We start from the raw sequence: 18053 nt of genomic DNA on the forward strand, positions 1-18053 counted from the left end.
GCGATCCGCGCAGCGCGCCGCCCCTGCGGTGCGCCCAGCGGCGCCGCCGGCACCTCGGGTCTTCGCTCGACGCCCCGAGGCCTGCGACGGCCCGGGGCCTCGACGGGGCCGGGGCGCTTGCCGCGCCCGGTCGCTCGGTCAACCGGCCGGTCAACCAGCCGGCCCCGCCTGCTGCGATCAGCTCGCGGTAGTCTCGGAGAACTTGGGCAGCCCCTCGAGGTAGCTGGTCACGTTCTCGAGCGGTTCGACGTCGCCGAACTTCGCGTCGATGTCGAAGAGGTTCCACGCGACGACACCGTCCACCCGGTCGCCGACCGCTTCCTCGACGACGATCGGGCGGAACCCCTCGGCGATGCCGTCTTCGACGGTGTGCCGGACGCAGCCGGCCATCGTGACCCCGGTGACGATGATCGTGTCGATGCGGTTCGCCGTGAGGAACGACGCCAGGTTGGTGCCGTGGAACGCGCTGGCGCGCTTCTTGGTGATCACCTGGTCGCCGCTCGCCGGAGCGATGCGCTCGTCGATGTCCACACCGGGACTTCCGACCGCCAGGGTCTCGAGGGGGATCTTGCTCGCCCACAGCCCCATGTCGGACGGTTGCCCGCTGTCGGTGACCTCGTAGGCCGTCGTGGTGTAGACGATCGGTACGCCCTTGGCGCGTGCCGCCCGGTTGAGGTCCTGGCAGGCGGGAATGATGACGTCCATGTTCTCGCACGTGAAGGCGTGTCCCGGACGCGTCCACGCATTCGCGAGATCGATGTGGACGATGGCTGGCCGCGAACCGTATCCGACCCGCCGTTGGAATCCGCGTTCGCGGTATTCGGAGGAGTCCGCGGAGAAGGCCTGGTCCAGCAGCCGCTGCAGTTCTTCCGACACGATGTTTCCTTTCCCAGTGAACTGGCACCACGAGGGCCGTGGAAATCTCGGAGCGCTCGGCCACCGGCCGGCGCCCGTACTCAAGAGCCTGACTCAGTGTCGCCAAATACGCAACAGCGTTGCCATATCCTTCACGACGAACGTGTTGGGCGCGACACAGCGCCCACTCGAAGCCCGAGCTCCGCGCTGTTCCTCGGCGACACGGTTTTTGCAGCACAACGACGCGTAAGCGTGCAGCGACAGATCTCATAACCCCGTTTCGAAGTGCCCGCTACCGCACCCCGCACCCAGGAACTGCTGGGTGGAACTACACGAACGAGCAACCGCGAGGAACCTCAGTCGCTGTTGACCGTTGCTGATGTGGCATCTACGTTGCCCTTCATTCGCATCGACGGCATGGAATTCCGGTGCGGGTGCTCTCGCCCGCACCAGCCAGGGCGAGGCCGTGGCGGGAACCCGCCCGCGCATCCCCGACCGGTGGCAAGGAGATGGCTTCATGAAGCGAATTGGCGTTGACGTCGGTGGCACGTTCACCGACCTGTACTTCCTCGATGAGAGCTCCGGCAGCGTCGTCGTGGAGAAGGTCGCCTCGACCCCGGAAGACCCCTCGCGCGCGGTGCTCGACGGGCTCACCGCGCTCTGCGAGAAGGCGGGTGTGCGACTCGACGAGATTGACCAACTGCTGCACGGCACGACCGTGGCCACGAACATCGCCCTGACGCACACCGGTGCCGAGGTGGGGCTCATCACGACCGAAGGCTTCCGCGACATCCTGCACATCGGCCGCCACAAGAAGCCGCACAACTTCTCGCTGCAGCAGGACCTGGCGTGGCAGTCCCAGCCGCTGGTCAAGCGCCGGAACCGGGTGACGGTCGCCGAGCGCGTGACCGCCCCGGACGGCAAGGTCCTCACCTCCCTGGACGAGCAGGAGGTGCGGGACGAGGTGCGCCACCTCCGCGACGCGGGGGTGGAAGCCATCGCCGTGTGCCTGCTCCACTCCTACCTCAACGACGCCCACGAGCGCCGCGTCAAGGAGATCGTCCTCGAGGAGCACCCGAACTGCTACCTGTCGATCTCCAGCGAGGTCGTCCCGCTGTACCGCGAGTTCGAACGGTTCTCCACCACGGCCCTGAACGCCTACGTCGGGCCGCGGGTCTCGTCCTACCTGCGGCACCTGGCCTCCGAGCTGGCGAACCGCGGCTTCGAGCACGAAGTCCTGATCATGCAGTCCTCCGGCGGCATGGTCCCGCTCGACACCGCCGTGGAGCACCCGGTCAACCTGCTGATGTCCGGGCCCGTCGCCGGGCTCACCGGCGGTATCTGGGCGGGAGCGCTGGCGCAGAGCGACAACGTCGTCACCCTCGACATCGGGGGCACATCGGCCGACATCGGCGTCGCGGTGGACGGCGAGATGCGGATGCGGCACCTGCTCGACACGAAGGTCGGTGACTACCAGGCCATGGTGCCGATGGTGGACATCGACACGATCGGTGCCGGCGGCGGTTCCCTGGCGCACATCGACGAGGGAGGAGTCTTCCGCGTCGGCCCCCAGTCCGCGGGCGCCGTCCCCGGCCCCGCCTGCTACGGACGCGGTGGCGTGGAGCCCACCGCCACCGACGCGCAAGTGGTGCTCGGCCGCATGCGGCCGGACCGCGGCCTGGCCGGCGGTGGGATGCGCCTGGACACCTCGGCGGCCCGCGAAGCCGTTTCGCACCTCGCCGACCAACTGGGCATGTCGGTCGAGGAAGCCGCCCTGGGCGCCGTGCAGGTGCAGAAGTTCGGCATGACCCAGGCCATCGAGCTCAGTTCGGTGCGCCGCGGTTACGACCCGCGGGAGTTCACGCTGGTCGCCGGCGGCGGCGCCGGACCGCTGTTCGCCGCGGAGATCGCCGATGAGCTCGACATCCCCCGCGTGCTGGTCCCGGCGAACCCGGGGATCATCGCGGCCACCGGCCTGCTGGCCACCGATCACAAGCACGAGTTCGTCGCCACGGAGCGGCACACCGTGAGCACCGTGGAGCACGCCAGGCTGCAGCGGCGCTACCGCGAGCTCACCGAGCAAGCGATCGAGCAGCTCGACCAAGACGGCGTGCCCGCGGGCCAACGCGTCGTGCAGTGGTTGGCCGACTGCCGCTGCGCGGGGCAGGGTTACGAGATCCGGTTCGAGGTTCCGGACGGGGACATCGATGACTCCTGGGTCGCCCGTCTGCAGCAGGCTTTCCACGAGGCGCACGAGGCCGAGTACGGTCACCGGTTCGCAGGGGCCGAGGTCGAGCTGATCAACATCCGCGTGGTCGGCATCGGCAAGATCGAACCGCTCGAACCGCCGAGGTGGCCGGCCACGGAGCAGCCCGTGGGTTCCGCCGAGTTCGACCGCCGCGACGTCGTTTTCGACCAGGGCGGGCACGCGGTGCCGCACCCCACCCCGTTCTACGACCGCGATCACCTCACGACCGGGCACGAAATCACCGGACCCGCGGTGATCGAGCAGTACGACACGACGACCGTGGTGCCACCGCAGTTCACCGCATCGATCGATGCGTACGGGAACATCGTCCTCGCCTGCCCCACGCGCGACCGGACCGCGGACGCCGAGCACGGGGAGCAAGCCGAGCACGGGGAGCACGCCGCGGACGGCGACGACCTGGCGGCCCCGATCTTGATGCGCGTCGTCGGCGGGGCCTTCGCGTCCATCGCCAAGGAAATGGCCAGCGTGCTGTTCCGGATGGCGTACTCCTCCATCATCCGCGAGTCCGAGGACCTGGGAGCGGGCATCTTCGACGCGCACGGGAACGTGCTGGCCGAGTCGGACTCCACGCCGATGTTCATGGGCGCGATGCCGAAGATCGTGCGCGGGGTCATCGAGGAGCTCGGGGACGAGATCCGCGAAGGCGACGTCATCCTGCACAACGACCCCTACATGGGCGCCACCCACTCCCCCGACGTCGCCGTGGTCACCCCGATCTTCTGGGACGGCGAGTGCGTCGGCTTCGCCGGCGCGTCCGGACAGCTGCTCGACATCGGCGGCGCCTACCCGGGCCTGGCGATCGACCTGGTGGACAACCAGGCGGAGGGGCAGATCTTCCGCGCCGTGAAGATCAGCGATCAGGGCGTGCGGCAGGAACGGCTGCTGCAGCACATCCTGAGCAACACCCGCACGCCCACCCAGAACGCGGGCGACATCGAGGCCATGATGGCCGCTTGCGACCTGGCCAAGCGTCGCTACCTCACGCTCATCGGGCGGTACGGCAAGGACACGGTGCTCGAAGCGAGCACGTCGTGGCTGTCCTATTCGGAACGCATGTTGCGGGCCGAGATCGCCAAGGTGCCCGACGGCGTTTACGAGACCGACACCGGCTACCTCGACGACGACGGCGTGAACCACGGCGAGAAGCTCCCGGTCAAGGTGAAGGTCATCGTGGAGGGCGACGAGATCACCTACGACCTCACCGGCTCGAGCCCCGAAGTGCCCACCGCCTACAACTGCCCCTTCGACGGGACGACGATGTCCGCGTTCGCCTTCATCACGCGGATGATCTTCCTGGACGAAGTGGGGCACTCGACGTTCGTTCCGCAGAACGAGGGCATGCTGCGTCCGGTCAACGTCACAGCACCGGAAGGAACCATCTTCAACCCGCGGTACCCGCGAGCTTGCTTCGCCCGCTTCTGCCAGGTACAGCGAGCCGTGGACCTGGCGCTGCGAGCGCTGTCACCGGTCCTGCCGGAGCAGATCACCGCCGGCAACTCGGCCCACCTGCACTTCATGTCCTACTCCGGGTGGGACGAGTCCGCCGGCGAGTACTGGGTGTACCTCGAGGTCAACGAAGGCTCCTACGGCGGGCGGCCGGAGCGCGACGGCCTCGACTCGGTGGACTGCCTGATCGCCAACACCCGCAACAACCCGATCGAGGAACTGGAATGGCGGTACCCGATGCGGACCGACCGCTACGAGCTGCGCGACGACCCGTGCGCGGCCGGCCGCACGCGCGGCGGCGTCGGAGTGGTGCGGGTCAACCGGTTCCTCACCGACACGGTCGTGACCTGCGAAGGTGAGCGCCACGAATCGGACGTGCCGTGGGGCGTTTTCGGCGGGCAGGACGGAATGAACGCTTCACTGGTCAAGAACCCCGGTGAGCCCGACGAGGAGCAGTGGCCGTCCAAGGTGAACGCCCGGCAGCTCAAGGCCGGGGACTGCGTGGAGATCACGGTGCCGAACTCGGGCGGCTACGGCGACCCGTGCAGCCGCGACGCCGAGCAGGTGCGCGAGGACGTCCTCGACGAACTCACCACGATCGAGCGCGCCCAGCGCGACTACGGCGTGGTGCTCGACCCGCGCACGATGACCGTGGACACCGCCGCGACCGCCCGGGAACGGGAGCGGCGGACCGCGCAGCACACCTCGTCGTAACCCGCAACCCGCGTGGGCTGCCGCGGATCCGTCCGCGGCAGCCCACCTCCAGGCTCTCCCAGACGCCTAACCGCGCCCCGCGCCGAGGCGCGCCGAGACGTTCTGGGCCACCTCGCACACGCGGCGGACGTAGTCGTCGATCAGGAACGCGTTCGACCGCGAACGGGGCACCGAGAGGAGCACCGCGGCAACCGCGGTCGAACGGTGATCCCGGATCGGCGCTGCCACGGACAACTCCTCGGGATCGGTCTCCCCGTCATTGAGCGCGTAGCCGCGCTCGTGGATGGTGGCCAGGCGCTCCAGCAGGTGCGCGACGTCGTCTTCCGTTCCGGTGGTGGCGGACAGCAGACCGTGCCGGATCAGCCGCCGGACCTCCGGCTCGTTCTGCTCGGCGAGGAACACCTGCACCGTGGCGCTCGCGATCTTCGAGAACCGCGTCCCGAGCGGCGTGGTGTGCTTGACCTGCTTCGGACTGGGGATCTGCTCGACGACTATGGATTCGTGACCGCTCCAGACGCTGAGCGCGGCGGTCTCACCGGTGAGCTCGACGAGCTCGTCGAGCGCGGAATACGTGACGCTGCGGACGTCGAGGTGCGCCAGCAGCGGCCCCGCGAGGCCGATGATGCCCAGACCCAGCCGGTACCTGCCGCTGTTGGCGTCGCGCTCGACGAGATCGGCTTGCTGCAACGTGGCCAGGACGCGAGAGGCCGTGCTCTTGTGCAGCTCGACCCGGCGAGCGATCTCGCTCACCCCCAGCATCGGTTCGCTGACGGAGAAGGCCTCGAGCACGCGGATCCCGTTGAGCAGCGAGTGCAGGGGCCCCCTCCCCTGACCTTCGACTGCGAGGTCGGAAGAGGGGGCCTCCGCACGATCGGTGCCCGATGCCGGAGACGGCTGGGAGTCACTCATCAACTGGGTTCTCTTTCACGACGTGACGACACCGGTGACAGGTTAGCGCGAGGAGCTTCGGGCGCTCGTCGGTATCGCACGCAGTGAGACCTCCGCGAATCCGCGCGGCCGGATCAGCACTCGATGACGTTGACCGCCAGGCCGCCCCGCGCCGTCTCCTTGTACTTGTCCTTCATGTCGCGCCCGGTGTTGCGCATCGTCTTGATCGCCTTGTCCAGGGACACGAAGTGGGTACCGTTGCCGCGCAGCGCCATGCGCGCCGCCGTGATCGCCTTGACCGAGGCGACCGCGTTGCGCTCGATGCACGGGATCTGCACCAGCCCGCCGATCGGATCGCAGGTCAGCCCGAGGTTGTGCTCGACCGCGATCTCGGCGGCGTTCTCCACCTGCCCCGGGGTTCCGCCGAGGACTTCGGTGAGCCCGGCGGCGGCCATGGAGCAGGCCGAGCCGACCTCGCCCTGGCAGCCCACCTCGGCACCGGAGATCGACGCGTTCTCCTTGAACAACGCGCCTATGGCGCCCGCGGTGAGCAGGAAGCGCACGATGCCGTCCTCGTCGGCGCCGCGGACGAACCGCGCGTAGTAGTGCAGCACGGCGGGCACGATCCCGGCGGCGCCGTTGGTCGGCGCGGTCACCACGCGACCGCCGGCGGCGTTCTCCTCGTTGACCGCCAGCGCGTACAACCCGACCCACTCCGTCGAGTCGTCCTCATCGGACAGTTTCGCCCGCAGGTCGGCCGCGCGGCGACGCACCTTCAGCCCGCCGGGCAGGTGGCCGGTGGCGCGGCACCCGTTGTCGACGCACTCGCGCATCACGTGCCAGATGTGCAGCAGGCCTTCGCGCACCGCGTCCGGACTGCGCCAGGACATCTCGTTGGCGCGCATCACTTCGCTGATCGGCAGGCCCAGCTCGACGGCCGTGTGCAGCAGCTGCTCACCGCTGTGGAACGGCAGGGGCACGGCCGTCGCGTCCGCGGCGATGCGGTCGGTGCCGCTGGCCTGCTCGTCGACGACGAAACCGCCGCCCACGGAGTAGTAGTCGGCACTGGCCAGCTCCGCACCGGAGGGGTCGGTGGCGGTGAACCGCATGCCGTTGGGGTGCACCGGCAGCGATTCCTTCCGGTGCAGCACGAGGTCGCGGTCCACTTGGAACGGGATCTCGCGGGTGCCGGCCAGCCGCAGGCTGCCGCTGCTCCGGATTTCCGCCGCGCGCTCGTCGCCGACGGCCGGGTCGACCGTTTCGGGAGCGTTGCCCTCCAGTCCGAGCAGCACGGCGTTCGGGCTGCCGTGGCCGGCTCCGGTGGCGCCGAGCGAGCCGAACAGCTCGGCTCGCACCTGTGCGACCGCGGGCAGGGCGCCGTCCCGCTCGAGACGTTCGGTGAACATGCGCGCAGCGCGCATCGGGCCGACGGTGTGCGAACTCGACGGTCCGATTCCCACGGAGAAGAGGTCGAAGACGCTGATCGCCATTGATCGGTCCCCCTGTTGTGCTGTCGGGCCGCGGGACCGCGCCCGGTCGCAGCAGCCGCGGTGTCGCACTGGTCCTTCCCGTGCAGCGGCACCGCGGTGGACGCGGGCGGAACGGTGCACCGGCGGCCGGTGGCTCGTGGATCCCGGGCAGACGGTGGCCGGTCGAGCACCGTCCGCCCGGGTCGTCTCAAGATCTACCCGATGAGCTGCTGGTACTCCTCCGAGGTGAGCACCTTGCCCATCTCGGTGACGCGCACCTCCATGAGCCACCCCTGACCGTACGGGTCCGAGTTGACGATCGCCGGATCGTCGACCACGGCCTCGTTGACGGCGGTGACCTCGCCGGTCGCCGGCGCGTAGAGGTCGCTGACCGATTTCGTGGACTCGAGCTCGCCGCAGGACTGCCCGGCCTCGATCCGCTCGCCCACCTCGGGCAGCTGGACGTAGACGATGTCGCCGAGGGCGTCGGCGGCGTGCTCGGTGATGCCGACCCGGGTGACCTCACCGGAATCGGAGAGCCATTCGTGCTCTTCGGTGTAGTGCAGTTCGCTCGGCAACGTCATGTCGGGAGGCTCCGTCCGTTCGTCGTCTGGGCAGGCCGTGGTCAGTGCGCAGCCGCCTGCCCGGGATGGGCCTCCCCCTCTGTTGCGGAACCTGAGAGCTTCGCCGCGTGCGCGGCTTGCACCGTGGGTGCGGCATCAGCGGTGATGCCGGCTTTCCAGAGTCACCTTCCCCGAGCGGTCATGGGGCCTGAGAGTTTGCGGGGAGTCTTGCTCCTTCGGCGCCCCGGCGCCCAGGGGGCGCTCGGGGTCTCTCCCGCTCGGGATCCTCGGCTTGTGCGATTGTCGGTGTGGTCACCATAAACGGAGGCGGCGGGCTGTCAACACGCCCACCTCGCTTTCGATCCGCCGCTCCAGTGAGGCAGCTCATGTTGGAACTCTCCGCGCTCGTGCAGCGGGTGGGCCCGACGCTGCTGCGTGCGGCGGTCCTGCCGGACGCGTCCCCGTGCGTGCGCGACGTCGTCATCGCTGAGGCCGACATCACGATCACCGGGGGTGATCTGGTTCTCGGCGTGGCGTGCCACGACCGCGGCGAGGTGGTCGGGCTCGTCACCGAGTGCGCCGAGCGGGGCGCGGCCGGCTTGCTGTGCAAGACGCCGTGGCCCGGGGACGAGGCGGTGCGCACGGCCGCGCAGGAGGCCGGGCTCGCGCTCGTGGAGGTGCTGCCCGGCACGTCGTGGGCGCAGCTGGTGTGGCTCGTGCGCGCCGCGCTGGCCGAAACCGGCGGCCGGGAGGAGCCGGACGCCCCTGCGGTCGCCGGCGAGGCGCGCGCGTTCACCGGGTTGCCGGGTCTGGGCGATCTGTTCCGCGTGGCCGATGCGGTCGCCGACGTCGTCGACGCGCCGGTCACGATCGAGGACGCGCATTCGCAGGTGCTGGCGCACTCGGCGCGGCAGGACCGGATCGACCCGGCGCGCGTCTCGACGATCATGGGACGGCGCCAGCCGGACGAGGTGCTCGCCAAGTTCCGCGCCCGCGGCACGTTCCGGCAGTTGAGCAAGTCCGGCTCGGCCGTGTTCGTGCCCGCCCAGCAGGACGGCACGCTGCCGCGTCTGGTGGTGCCCATCCGGATGGGCGGTGAACTGCTGGGGTCGATGTGGGCGGTCGTGCCGGAGGAGGTCTCCGAGCAGCGCGCCACCGCCTTCGCCGACACCGCCCCGCTCGTGGCGCTGCGCCTGCTGCGCTGGCGCGCGGTGGCCGACGCGGAGCGGCAGCGCTCGGCCGAGCAGGTGCGCCTGCTGCTGCAGGGCGGTGAGGGGTGGCGCGCGGCGACGGCGGAGCTGGCCGTGTCCAACGAGCCGCACCGCGTGGTGGCGATCGAGGTGCCCGCGCAGGAAGGGCCGGACGCCGGGCACCGGTTGAGCCTCTGGGAGTGGGTCACCCGCGGGGTCGGGCCGCACCCGCTGGTCACGGAGATCGGCAACCTGCTGTACGCGGTGGTACCGGAGCGTTCCGGTCCCGGCGGGTGGCGCATGCTGCGGGAGACGTTGGCCGGCTGGGACATCGAGCCGCGTCCGCTCATCGGCGTGGGCACGGCCCTCGGGGTCGCCGATCTCTCCACCTCCCGCGGGCAGGCCGACGAACTGGTGGGGCTGTCCCGCAGCGGGCTCACCCGTGCGCGGGTGGCGGTGTACGAGGAGCACTGGCCGGCGCTGGTGCTCTCGCGGATGGCCGGGGCGGCCACGGACGCGGGGGTGGGCGAGCTGGGGTCGCTCGCGGCGCTGCGCGAGCACGACCGCCGGCACGGTTCGGACTACGTGGCCACGCTGCACGCCTGCCTGCGGCATCCGGCGGAGCCGCGGCGCGCCAGCCGCGAACTGCGGGTGCATCCGAACACGTTCCGGTACCGGATGCGGCGGATCGACGAGCTCCTGCAGCTCGACCTGGACGATCCGGACGTGCGGTCGGCACTGCTCGTCCAGCTGCTGGCCGGGCAGTGGGCCCAGCACGACTGACTCGCGGGAAGCCGGCGAGCAGCCCACCGGTTCCGCGGCCGTCCGATCAGGCATGCGCCGGGGCTGCGCAGCTGTTTTGTGCTGACAGGACAAACAGCAGCGGGCATGCTCATCGTGCGGGAACGATGCGTCGCCCGGCGGGGCTGGCGGATCGTGACACGCGACACCGAGGGAAAGGACCGACCGTGCGCATCGCTGTACCGCGCGAGATCAAGAACAACGAGTACCGGGTCGCGCTCACCCCCGCGGGCGTGCACGAGCTGACCACCCGCGGGCACGAGGTCTTCGTGGAGACCGAAGCGGGCGCGGGCTCGTCGATCCCGGACGAGGACTACCTGGCCGCGGGCGCGAAAGTGCTGCGGCAGCACGAGGACGTGTGGGGCGAGGGCGAGCTCGTCCTCAAGGTCAAGGAGCCGGTCCCGCAGGAGTACCCGCACCTGCGGCGCGAGCAGGTGTTGTTCACCTACCTGCACTTGGCCGCTTCGGCGGAGCTCACCCGGGCGGTGCTCAGCGCAGGCGTCACCGGCATCGCCTACGAGACCGTGCAGTTGGACGACGGCAGCCTGCCCCTGCTCGCTCCGATGAGCGAAGTCGCCGGACGGCTCGCACCGCAGGTCGGCGCGCACTCGCTGATGCGGCCGAGCGGCGGCCGCGGCATGCTGCCCAGCGGCGTACCGGGCGTCGCACCCGCCCGCGCGGCGGTCATCGGCGGCGGGGTCGCCGGCCTCAACGCCGCGCGCATCGCCCTGGGCATGGGTGCGGACGTGCAGCTGCTGGACACCAACGTCGGCAGGCTCCGCGAGATCGACCAGGCCTTCGGCGGTCGGATCACGACGGTGACGTCCAACCGGTACACCGTCGAGCAGGCGGCGCGCGAGGCGGACCTGGTCATCGGTGCCGTGCTCATCCCCGGAGCGAAGGCGCCGAAGCTCGTGTCCAACGAGCTGGTGGCGGCGATGAAGCCGGGCAGCGTGCTGGTGGACATCGCCATCGACCAGGGCGGCTGCTTCGCCGATTCGCACCCGACGACGCACGACGAACCGACCTACCAGGTGCACGACTCGGTGTTCTACTGCGTGGCGAACATGCCGGGCGCGGTGCCGAACACCTCCACGCACGCGTTGACCAACGTGACCCTGCCGTACGTGCTCCGCGTGGCCGAGCAGGGCTGGCAGCGGGCCTGCCGCGAGGACGCGGCGCTGGCCGGCGGGCTCAACGCCCACGACGGCACCCTGACCAACGAGCCCGTGGGGCTGGCGCACGGGATCACCGCGACGGCAGTGGAGGAAGTCCTCGAGCAGGGCCCCGCGGTGGGGCCGGTTGGGGGGCCGGTTGCGAGCGGGTCGGCGGTCGAGGCAGGCGCGAGCTGTCGCGCCGAAACGGCGAAGGGCTCGCGCCCTCCGGGTAGCGACCGACAGTGACGCGACGAAGTACTACCAGGCAGCTGCCGGAGGGTCACGCCGGGGACAAGAGGGCGGCCCGCTCAACCGGCCTGGGGGTCACCGGGAGCGGGCCGCCACCACTCAGTGTAGGTCACGTGGCGCCGTTTGCCGAGAATCAGTGCCCGTTCGAGCCCGGGATTTCACGACCGAATCGATACAGCCCCTATCGAGTGACATTCCACCGCCCTGCTTGCACTCCGCAGCCCGTTTGAGACGCGCACCACAACCCGGTGCCGCCCGCCGGAAGCCACGTGGTGATCCGGCAGGATGGGCGTCGGCTCGCACCTGCTGCCGCGCGGGCCGGTCCGGACAAGGAGGGGTGTGTGCACGACAACAGCGGTCGGATCGTGGTGCAGGGACTCACGAAGAGTTTCGGACCGGTCCACGCGGTGCACGACCTGAGCTTCGCGATCGAGCCAGGCGTCGTCACCGGCTTCCTCGGACCGAACGGTTCCGGCAAGACCACGACGCTGCGCATGATCCTCGGCCTGGTCAACCCGAGCGAGGGCACCGCGACCGTCAACGGGCTCGCCTTCCACCGGCTGCCGCGACCGGCCTCGGTCGTCGGCGCGGTCCTCGACGCGCAGAGCTTCCACCCCGGACGCACCGCGATCGACCACCTGCGCTGCTACGCCGCCGCCATGGGCGTGCCGGACGAGCAGGCCCGGCGCGCGCTGCACCTCGTCGGGCTCAGCAACGCCGCCCGGCGCAAAGCCGGCGGCTTCTCGCTCGGCATGCGACAACGACTGGCGCTGGCCACCGCACTGCTCGGCGACCCGCAGATCCTGGTGCTCGACGAACCCGCCAACGGCCTCGATCCCGAGGGCATCGCGTGGCTGCGGAACTTCCTGCGCTCGTTCGCCGCCAGCGGCCGCACCGTGCTCGCCTCCAGCCACCTGCTCCGCGAGATGGAGCACACCGTGGACCACGCGGTCATCATCAGCCGCGGCCAGTGCGTCTACGACGGGCACCTCGACCAGCTGCGCGCCGCGCAGCGCACCCGCGCACTCGTGCGCGCCTCCGACCCGGCCGCGCTGACCAGCGCGCTGGCCGAGCACGAGCTGGGCTACGAGCAGCTGCCCGACGGGCGGATCGCCGTGACCGGCGCGGACTCCCGCACCGTTGCCGAGATCGCGCTGCGCGCCGGAGTCGCGCTGTACGAGGCCAACACCGAGCAGCTGGATCTGGAGCAGCTGTTCTTCCAGCTCACCAGCGGCCAGTACGCGGGCAGCCAACCCCCGGGGCCGTACGCACCGGGCCAGCCCGGGCCGCCGCCCCAGGGCGGGCAACCACCGCAGGCAGGACCGGGAACGTGGGGACCGCCCGGACCTCCCTCATCCGGACAGCCCCCGCACGGTCCCGGCATCGGAGGTAACGCTTGATGGGCGGGCTGGTCCGCGCCGAAATCCGCAAGATCACCACCACGCACCTGTGGTGGGCGCTGCTCATCCCGGTGGCGGTGCTCAGCTTCCTCGCGGGCTGGCTCGGCACGGCCATCGGCACGCTCAACGAGCTGCAGCAGGCCTTCGGGCAGACGCTGCCGCTCGGACTGCTGACGGTGTCCATGGCGACGAACTTCAGCACGGTCTTCGCCGCCCTGTTCGGCGCGCTCGCCGTCTCCGGTGAGCACTGGAACCGCAGCATCACCACCACGTTCCTCACCGGGAACCCGCGCGGCGCCGTCCTCGGCGCCAAACTGCTCGTCTACGCGGCCGCGGGCCTGGTCTACGGACTGGTCAACGTCCTGTGCTCCAGCATCGGCGCCCTGGTCGGCGCGGGCCTGGAAGGCTTCGGCCGCCCGCTCGACTGGTTCGCCGTCGGCGGCGCCGGGGTGCTGGTGATGATCCTGTGGACGGTGCTCGGCGTCGGGCTCGGCGCGCTGATCGCCCACTCCGTGGCCTCGATCTTCGTCCTGCTGCTGTACCGGTTCCCGTTCGAATCCATGCTGGCGTCGTTCCTGACGAGCTCCGGCAACATCACCGCGAACGCGATCAGCGCGTACCTGCCGGCCTCCGCGGCGGGCGGCGCGGTGGGCAACCTCGCCGTGCCGATCTTCCTCGCGGAGATCTCCGGAGCCACGCGCGGTTACGTACCGCCGGAGGTCGCCGAAACGCTGCACGTGTTCGCCGGCGGCAGCAGCGGTCACCCCTGGTGGGCGAGCCTGCTGACGTTCGCCGGCTACACCGCGGTGATCGTGCTGCTCGGCTGGGCCGCCAGCCGCCGCCGCGACATCCTGTGAAAAGCGTTTGTTACTTCCTCCCCGTAGCACTTCCGCGGCGGAGTAGCACTTCCGTGGTGGAACCTCCTGCACTGCTCTCGCTCCGTGTGCTCGACATCGGGTAGCCACACACAACGTCGAGCCTTCCTCACGAAGAGCCGCACAGGAGAACCCGCTGCTGGCCCAGCTGCCTGGGTGGCCGGGCTGCGGGGGTGGCCGGGCTGCGGGGATGGCCGGGCTGCGGGGATGGCCGGGCTGCGGGGGTGGAGAGGCTGCCGCGCCTGTCGGCGAAGCGGCCTAACCTGGCGAGGTGAAGGATTCCGGCACGGCGCAGATCGAGACGACGAACACCACGCAGGACGAGCCCGACGACCCCGCTTTCGCGCACCGGCCCGCGGCGGGGTGGGTCCGCCGGTTGTTCGCCGCGTGCCGGCGCCACCCCGTAGCGCTGCTGCTCGCGCTGGGTGCGGCGGGCACCGCGGTCGGGCTGGAAGCCCTCGTGCCGCTGCTGACCAAACGCGCCGTGGACGAGGCCGTCCGCGGCTCCACCGCGAGCCTGCCCTGGATCATCGGTGCGCTGCTCGGCCTGGGGCTGTTCCGCTTCGGTGCTGCTTTCGTCCGCCGCTACAGCGCCGGCCGGCTCGCCCTCGACGTGCAGCACGACCTGCGCCGGGCCGTCTTCGGCGCGGTGCAGCGCCTGGACGGCGGCAAGCAGGACGCGATGCGCACCGGCCAGGTCGTCTCCCGGTCCATCAGCGACCTGCAGCTGATCAACGCGTTGCTGTCCATGCTGCCGATGGCGCTGGGATCGCTGGTGCTCGGCGTCATCGCGCTCGGGGCGATGCTGTGGCTGTCGCCGCTGCTGACCGTGGTGGCGCTGGTCGTGGTGCCGCTGATCGCCGTGGTCTCCGCCCGCAGCAAGAAGACGCTGTTCCCCGCGACCTGGTCGGCGCAGCAGCGCGCCGCCGAGATCGCCCAGCAGGTCGAGGAGGACGTCACCGGCATCCGCGTGGTCAAGGGCTTCGGGCAGCAGGCCCGCGAAGTGGGGGCGTTGGAGTCCCGCGCGCGGCGGCTGTTCGCCGAGCGGCTGCGGGCCGCGCGCATGACGTCCGTGCCCGCGGCGAGCCTGTCGGCTCTGCCCGCGGCCGGCCAGGTCGGCGTGCTCGGCCTCGGCGGCTGGATGGCGTTGCAGGGCCAGGTCAGCCTGGGCACGTTCGTCGCCTTCGCCGGCTACGTGTCGATGCTGGCCGGGCCCGCGCGGATGCTGTCCAGCATCATCGTCCAGAGCCAGCTGGCCCGGGCGGGTGTGGAACGCATCCACGAGGTCATCGATTCGCAGCCGGAGGTGACCGACCGGCCCGGCGCGGTCGACGTGCCGGACGGGTCGCTCGAGGTCGAGCTCGACGGCGTCACCTTCGGCTACACCCGCGACCAGCCGGTGCTGCGCGACGTGTCGCTGCGGGTGCGCCCCGGCGAAACCCTGGCGCTGGTGGGGCCTGCCGGTTCCGGCAAGTCCACCGTCTCGCTGCTGCTCCCGCGCTTCTACGATCCGCACGGCGGTTCCCTGCGCCTGGGTCCTCCCGGCGAGGACGGCCGCGACCTGCGCGAGCTGCGCCTGGCCTCGCTGCGCTCGGCCGTGGGCGTGGTGTTCGAGGAGGCGTTCCTGTTCTCGGACACGGTGCGCGGCAACATCGCCTACGGGCGCCCGGAAGCCACCGACGCCGAGGTCCGCGCGGCCGCCGAGTCCGCCGAGGCGCACGAGTTCATCAGCGCCCTGCCCGACGGCTACGACACGGTCGTGGGCGAACGCGGCCACACGCTCTCCGGCGGTCAGCGCCAGCGCGTGGCGCTGGCCCGCGCGCTGCTGTCCGACCCGCGCGTGCTGATGCTCGACGACGCCACCTCGGCGGTCGATCCGACGACGGAAGCGGCCATCCACGACACGCTGCGCTCGGTCATGCGCACGCGAGCGACGCTGCTGGTGGCGCACCGCCGCTCCACGCTGGCCCTGGCCGACCGGATCGCGGTGCTCGACTCGGGCCGCGTCGTCGACGTGGGCACGGAGGAGGAGCTGCAGCAGCGGTGCTCGCTGTTCCGCTCGCTGCTCGCCTCCCCGCAAGGCGCGCTCGACACGCGCCACGACCAGGACCCCGCCGATCTCGACGAACCGGGGCCGGACGGGACCACGCCGCGGCTGTGGCCGGAACCGGAGCCGCAGGAGACCGTCGAGGCCGTGCGGGCCGCGGGCGCGGCCGGGGCCGGCGGCTCCGGGCACGACGCGCCGGAAACGGGCGGGCGCTCCACCGCGGAGCTGGAGCAGGGGCTGCGCCGCCTGCCCGCGGCCACCGACGAGCCGCGGCTGCGCGGGGCCGACCCGGAGGCTCCCGATCCGCACTTCCGCCTGAGCCGCACGCTGCGCCTGGTCCGGTGGGGACTGCTGCTGACCGTGCTGCTCGTGGCCGCCGACGCGCTGACCTCGGTCGCGCTGCCCTCGCTGGTGCGCGTGGGCATCGACGACGGGGTCACCGGGCAGAACGCGAACGTGCTGTGGCTGGTGACGGCGGTCGGCGCGGTGCTCGTGGCGGCGGGGTGGGTGTTCGTCAAGCTGCAGACGGTCGCGGCCTCGCGCGCCGGGGAGACGCTGCTGTACACGTTGCGGGTGCGCAGCTTCGCCCACCTGCAGCGCCTCGGGCTCGACTACTACGAGCGGGAGCTCGGCGGGCGGATCATGACCCGGATGACCACCGACGTCGACGCGCTGTCCACGTTCCTGCAGACCGGTCTGGCCACGGCGGTGGTCAGCCTGTTCACGCTGCTGGGCATCGCCGGAGCGCTGCTGGTCACGGATCCGGAGCTGGCGCTGGTGGCCATGGCGGTGCTGCCGGTGCTGGTCGTGGCCACGGTGATCTTCCGTCGGCTGTCCTCGGTGGCCTACGCCGAGGCACGCGAGCGGGTGAGCACGGTCAACGCGGACATGCAGGAGAACGTGGCCGGGCTTCGGGTGGCCCAGTCGCACGGCCGGGAGAAGCACTCGGCCAAGCTGTTCTCGCGGCGCAGCGACGCCTACCGCCGTTCCCGCCTGCGGGCGCAGCGCTACATCGCCACGTACTTCCCGTTCGTGGCGTTCCTGTCCGAGGTGGCGCAGGCGGCCGTGCTCGGCGTCGGTGCGGCCCGCGTGGCCTCGGGAGGCCTGACCGCGGGTGTGCTCGTGGCGTTCATGCTGTACCTGAACCAGTTCTTCTCCCCGATCCAGCAGCTGTCCGGCGTGTTCGACCAGTACCAGCAGGCGCGGGTGGGCCTGCGGCGCATCGGCGAGCTGCTGCGCACCCCGACGTCGGTGCCGCGCCCGCGGAACCCGGTGCCCGTGCCGGACCGGTTGGGCGGGGAGGTCGAGCTGCGCGGAGTGTCGTTCCGCTACCCGGGCGGTGGGCAGGACGCGCTGCGCGAGGTGTCGCTGCACGTCTCCCCCGGTGAGACGGTGGCGTTGGTGGGGGCGACCGGTGCGGGCAAGTCGACGCTGATCAAACTGCTCTCCCGGTTCTACGACCCCACCGCGGGCGCGGTGCTCGTCGACGGGGTGGACGTGCGGAGCTACGACCCGGACGCGTTCCACCGGCGGACGGCGATCGTGCCGCAGGAGGGGCACCTGTTCTCCGGGGAGGTCGCCGAGAACATCGCCTACGGACGTCCCGACTCGCCCCCCGCGCGGATCGAGGCCGCCGCTCGCGACGTGGGCGCGCTGTCCGGGATCGCCCAGCTGCGGCGCGGCTTCCGCCAGCAGACCGGGGAGCGCGGACGGGAGCTCTCGGCGGGCCAGCGGCAACTGGTGGCCCTGGCCCGGGCCGAGCTCGTCGATCCCGACGTGCTGCTGCTCGACGAGGCCACGGCCGCGCTGGACCCGGCCACGGAGTCGCTGGTGACCGATGCGAGCCGGCGCGTGACGCAGCGGCGCACCACGTTCCTGGTGGCGCACCGGCTGGCCACGGCGGCGCAGGCGGACCGCATCGTCGTGGTCGCCGGTGGCCGGATCACCGAGCAGGGCACGCACGAGCAGCTGCTGCGGCGGCGCGGGCGGTACGCGCGGCTGTGGTACTCCTCCGGCAGCGACACCGCCGGATCGGAGGTGGCCGCGGACGAGTCCCAGATCGCGTAGCAGGTACTGAAGCGATTCCGCAGGGCGTGTGCGCCGCGCTTGCGGGCGGAGTCGCGACTCACA

The 18053-nt window shown here is 71.2% G+C and carries 10 protein-coding genes and 2 riboswitches; of the genes, 6 read left to right on the forward strand and 4 right to left on the reverse strand.

Annotated features, from left to right (window positions below):
• Positions 1-177: 177 nt before the first annotated feature.
• Positions 178-876 (reverse strand): isochorismatase family protein, encoded by a 699-nt coding sequence (locus ACVGV2_RS16960; protein WP_459163343.1) that lies wholly within the window; start codon positions 874-876, stop codon positions 178-180.
• Positions 877-1372: 496 nt separating this feature from the next.
• On the opposite strand from ACVGV2_RS16960, the gene ACVGV2_RS16965 reads away from it, so the two are divergent.
• A complete protein-coding gene (locus ACVGV2_RS16965) occupies positions 1373-5284 on the forward strand; it encodes a hydantoinase B/oxoprolinase family protein (RefSeq protein WP_459163344.1) in 3912 nt (1303 codons plus the stop codon).
• Positions 5285-5350: 66 nt separating this feature from the next.
• Here the strand turns inward: ACVGV2_RS16965 and ACVGV2_RS16970 are convergent, their stop codons facing one another.
• The 3 genes from ACVGV2_RS16970 to gcvH form a co-directional block, all read right to left on the reverse strand.
• Complete coding sequence (locus tag ACVGV2_RS16970; RefSeq protein ID WP_459163345.1) at positions 5351-6193, reverse strand: IclR family transcriptional regulator; 843 nt, start codon at positions 6191-6193, stop codon at positions 5351-5353.
• Positions 6194-6306: 113 nt separating this feature from the next.
• A complete protein-coding gene (locus ACVGV2_RS16975) occupies positions 6307-7662 on the reverse strand; it encodes an L-serine ammonia-lyase (protein WP_459163346.1) in 1356 nt (451 codons plus the stop codon).
• Between the two features lie 194 nt (positions 7663-7856).
• Positions 7857-8225: a glycine cleavage system protein GcvH gene (gene gcvH / locus ACVGV2_RS16980; protein WP_459163347.1), complete on the reverse strand. Its 369-nt coding sequence runs from the start codon at positions 8223-8225 to the stop codon at positions 7857-7859.
• Positions 8226-8302: 77 nt separating this feature from the next.
• A riboswitch (glycine riboswitch) is annotated at positions 8303-8386 on the reverse strand.
• 4 nt (positions 8387-8390) lie between these two features.
• Positions 8391-8491, reverse strand: a riboswitch (glycine riboswitch).
• Positions 8492-8590: 99 nt separating this feature from the next.
• Between gcvH and ACVGV2_RS16985 the strand changes: the two genes are divergently transcribed.
• The 5 genes from ACVGV2_RS16985 (at position 8591) to ACVGV2_RS17005 (ending at position 17990) form a co-directional block, all read left to right on the forward strand.
• Entirely contained in the window at positions 8591-10177 is a 1587-nt protein-coding gene (locus ACVGV2_RS16985) for a helix-turn-helix domain-containing protein (RefSeq protein WP_459163348.1), read from the forward strand.
• A 185-nt stretch (positions 10178-10362) separates the two neighbouring features.
• The gene (ald, locus tag ACVGV2_RS16990) at positions 10363-11598 is read left to right on the forward strand and encodes an alanine dehydrogenase (protein ID WP_459163349.1); all 1236 of its coding nucleotides are present in this window, start codon (positions 10363-10365) and stop codon (positions 11596-11598) included.
• Between the two features lie 344 nt (positions 11599-11942).
• Positions 11943-13001 (forward strand): ABC transporter ATP-binding protein, encoded by a 1059-nt coding sequence (locus ACVGV2_RS16995; protein ID WP_459163350.1) that lies wholly within the window; start codon positions 11943-11945, stop codon positions 12999-13001.
• Entirely contained in the window at positions 13001-13858 is an 858-nt protein-coding gene (locus tag ACVGV2_RS17000; protein WP_459163351.1) for an ABC transporter permease, read from the forward strand. The genes ACVGV2_RS16995 and ACVGV2_RS17000 overlap by 1 nt, the downstream gene beginning before the upstream one ends.
• 313 nt (positions 13859-14171) lie before the next feature.
• Positions 14172-17990, forward strand: a complete 3819-nt coding sequence (locus ACVGV2_RS17005) for an ABC transporter ATP-binding protein (protein WP_459166031.1) — start codon at positions 14172-14174, stop codon at positions 17988-17990.
• Positions 17991-18053: the final 63 nt, after the last annotated feature.

This window comes from Bounagaea algeriensis (assembly GCF_054491375.1).

What these genes read in the sequence shown, in the direction of transcription:
- ACVGV2_RS16965 (WP_459163344.1), top strand. Translation starts at nt 1,373, where the DNA reads ATGAAGCGAATTGGCGTTGACGTCGGTGGCACGTTCACCGACCTGTAC.
- ACVGV2_RS16970 (WP_459163345.1), bottom strand. Translation starts at nt 6,193, where the DNA reads ATGAGTGACTCCCAGCCGTCTCCGGCATCGGGCACCGATCGTGCGGAG.
- gcvH (WP_459163347.1), bottom strand. Translation starts at nt 8,225, where the DNA reads ATGACGTTGCCGAGCGAACTGCACTACACCGAAGAGCACGAATGGCTC.
- ACVGV2_RS17000 (WP_459163351.1), top strand. Translation starts at nt 13,001, where the DNA reads ATGGGCGGGCTGGTCCGCGCCGAAATCCGCAAGATCACCACCACGCAC.
- ACVGV2_RS16975 (WP_459163346.1), bottom strand. Translation starts at nt 7,662, where the DNA reads ATGGCGATCAGCGTCTTCGACCTCTTCTCCGTGGGAATCGGACCGTCG.
- ACVGV2_RS16985 (WP_459163348.1), top strand. Translation starts at nt 8,591, where the DNA reads ATGTTGGAACTCTCCGCGCTCGTGCAGCGGGTGGGCCCGACGCTGCTG.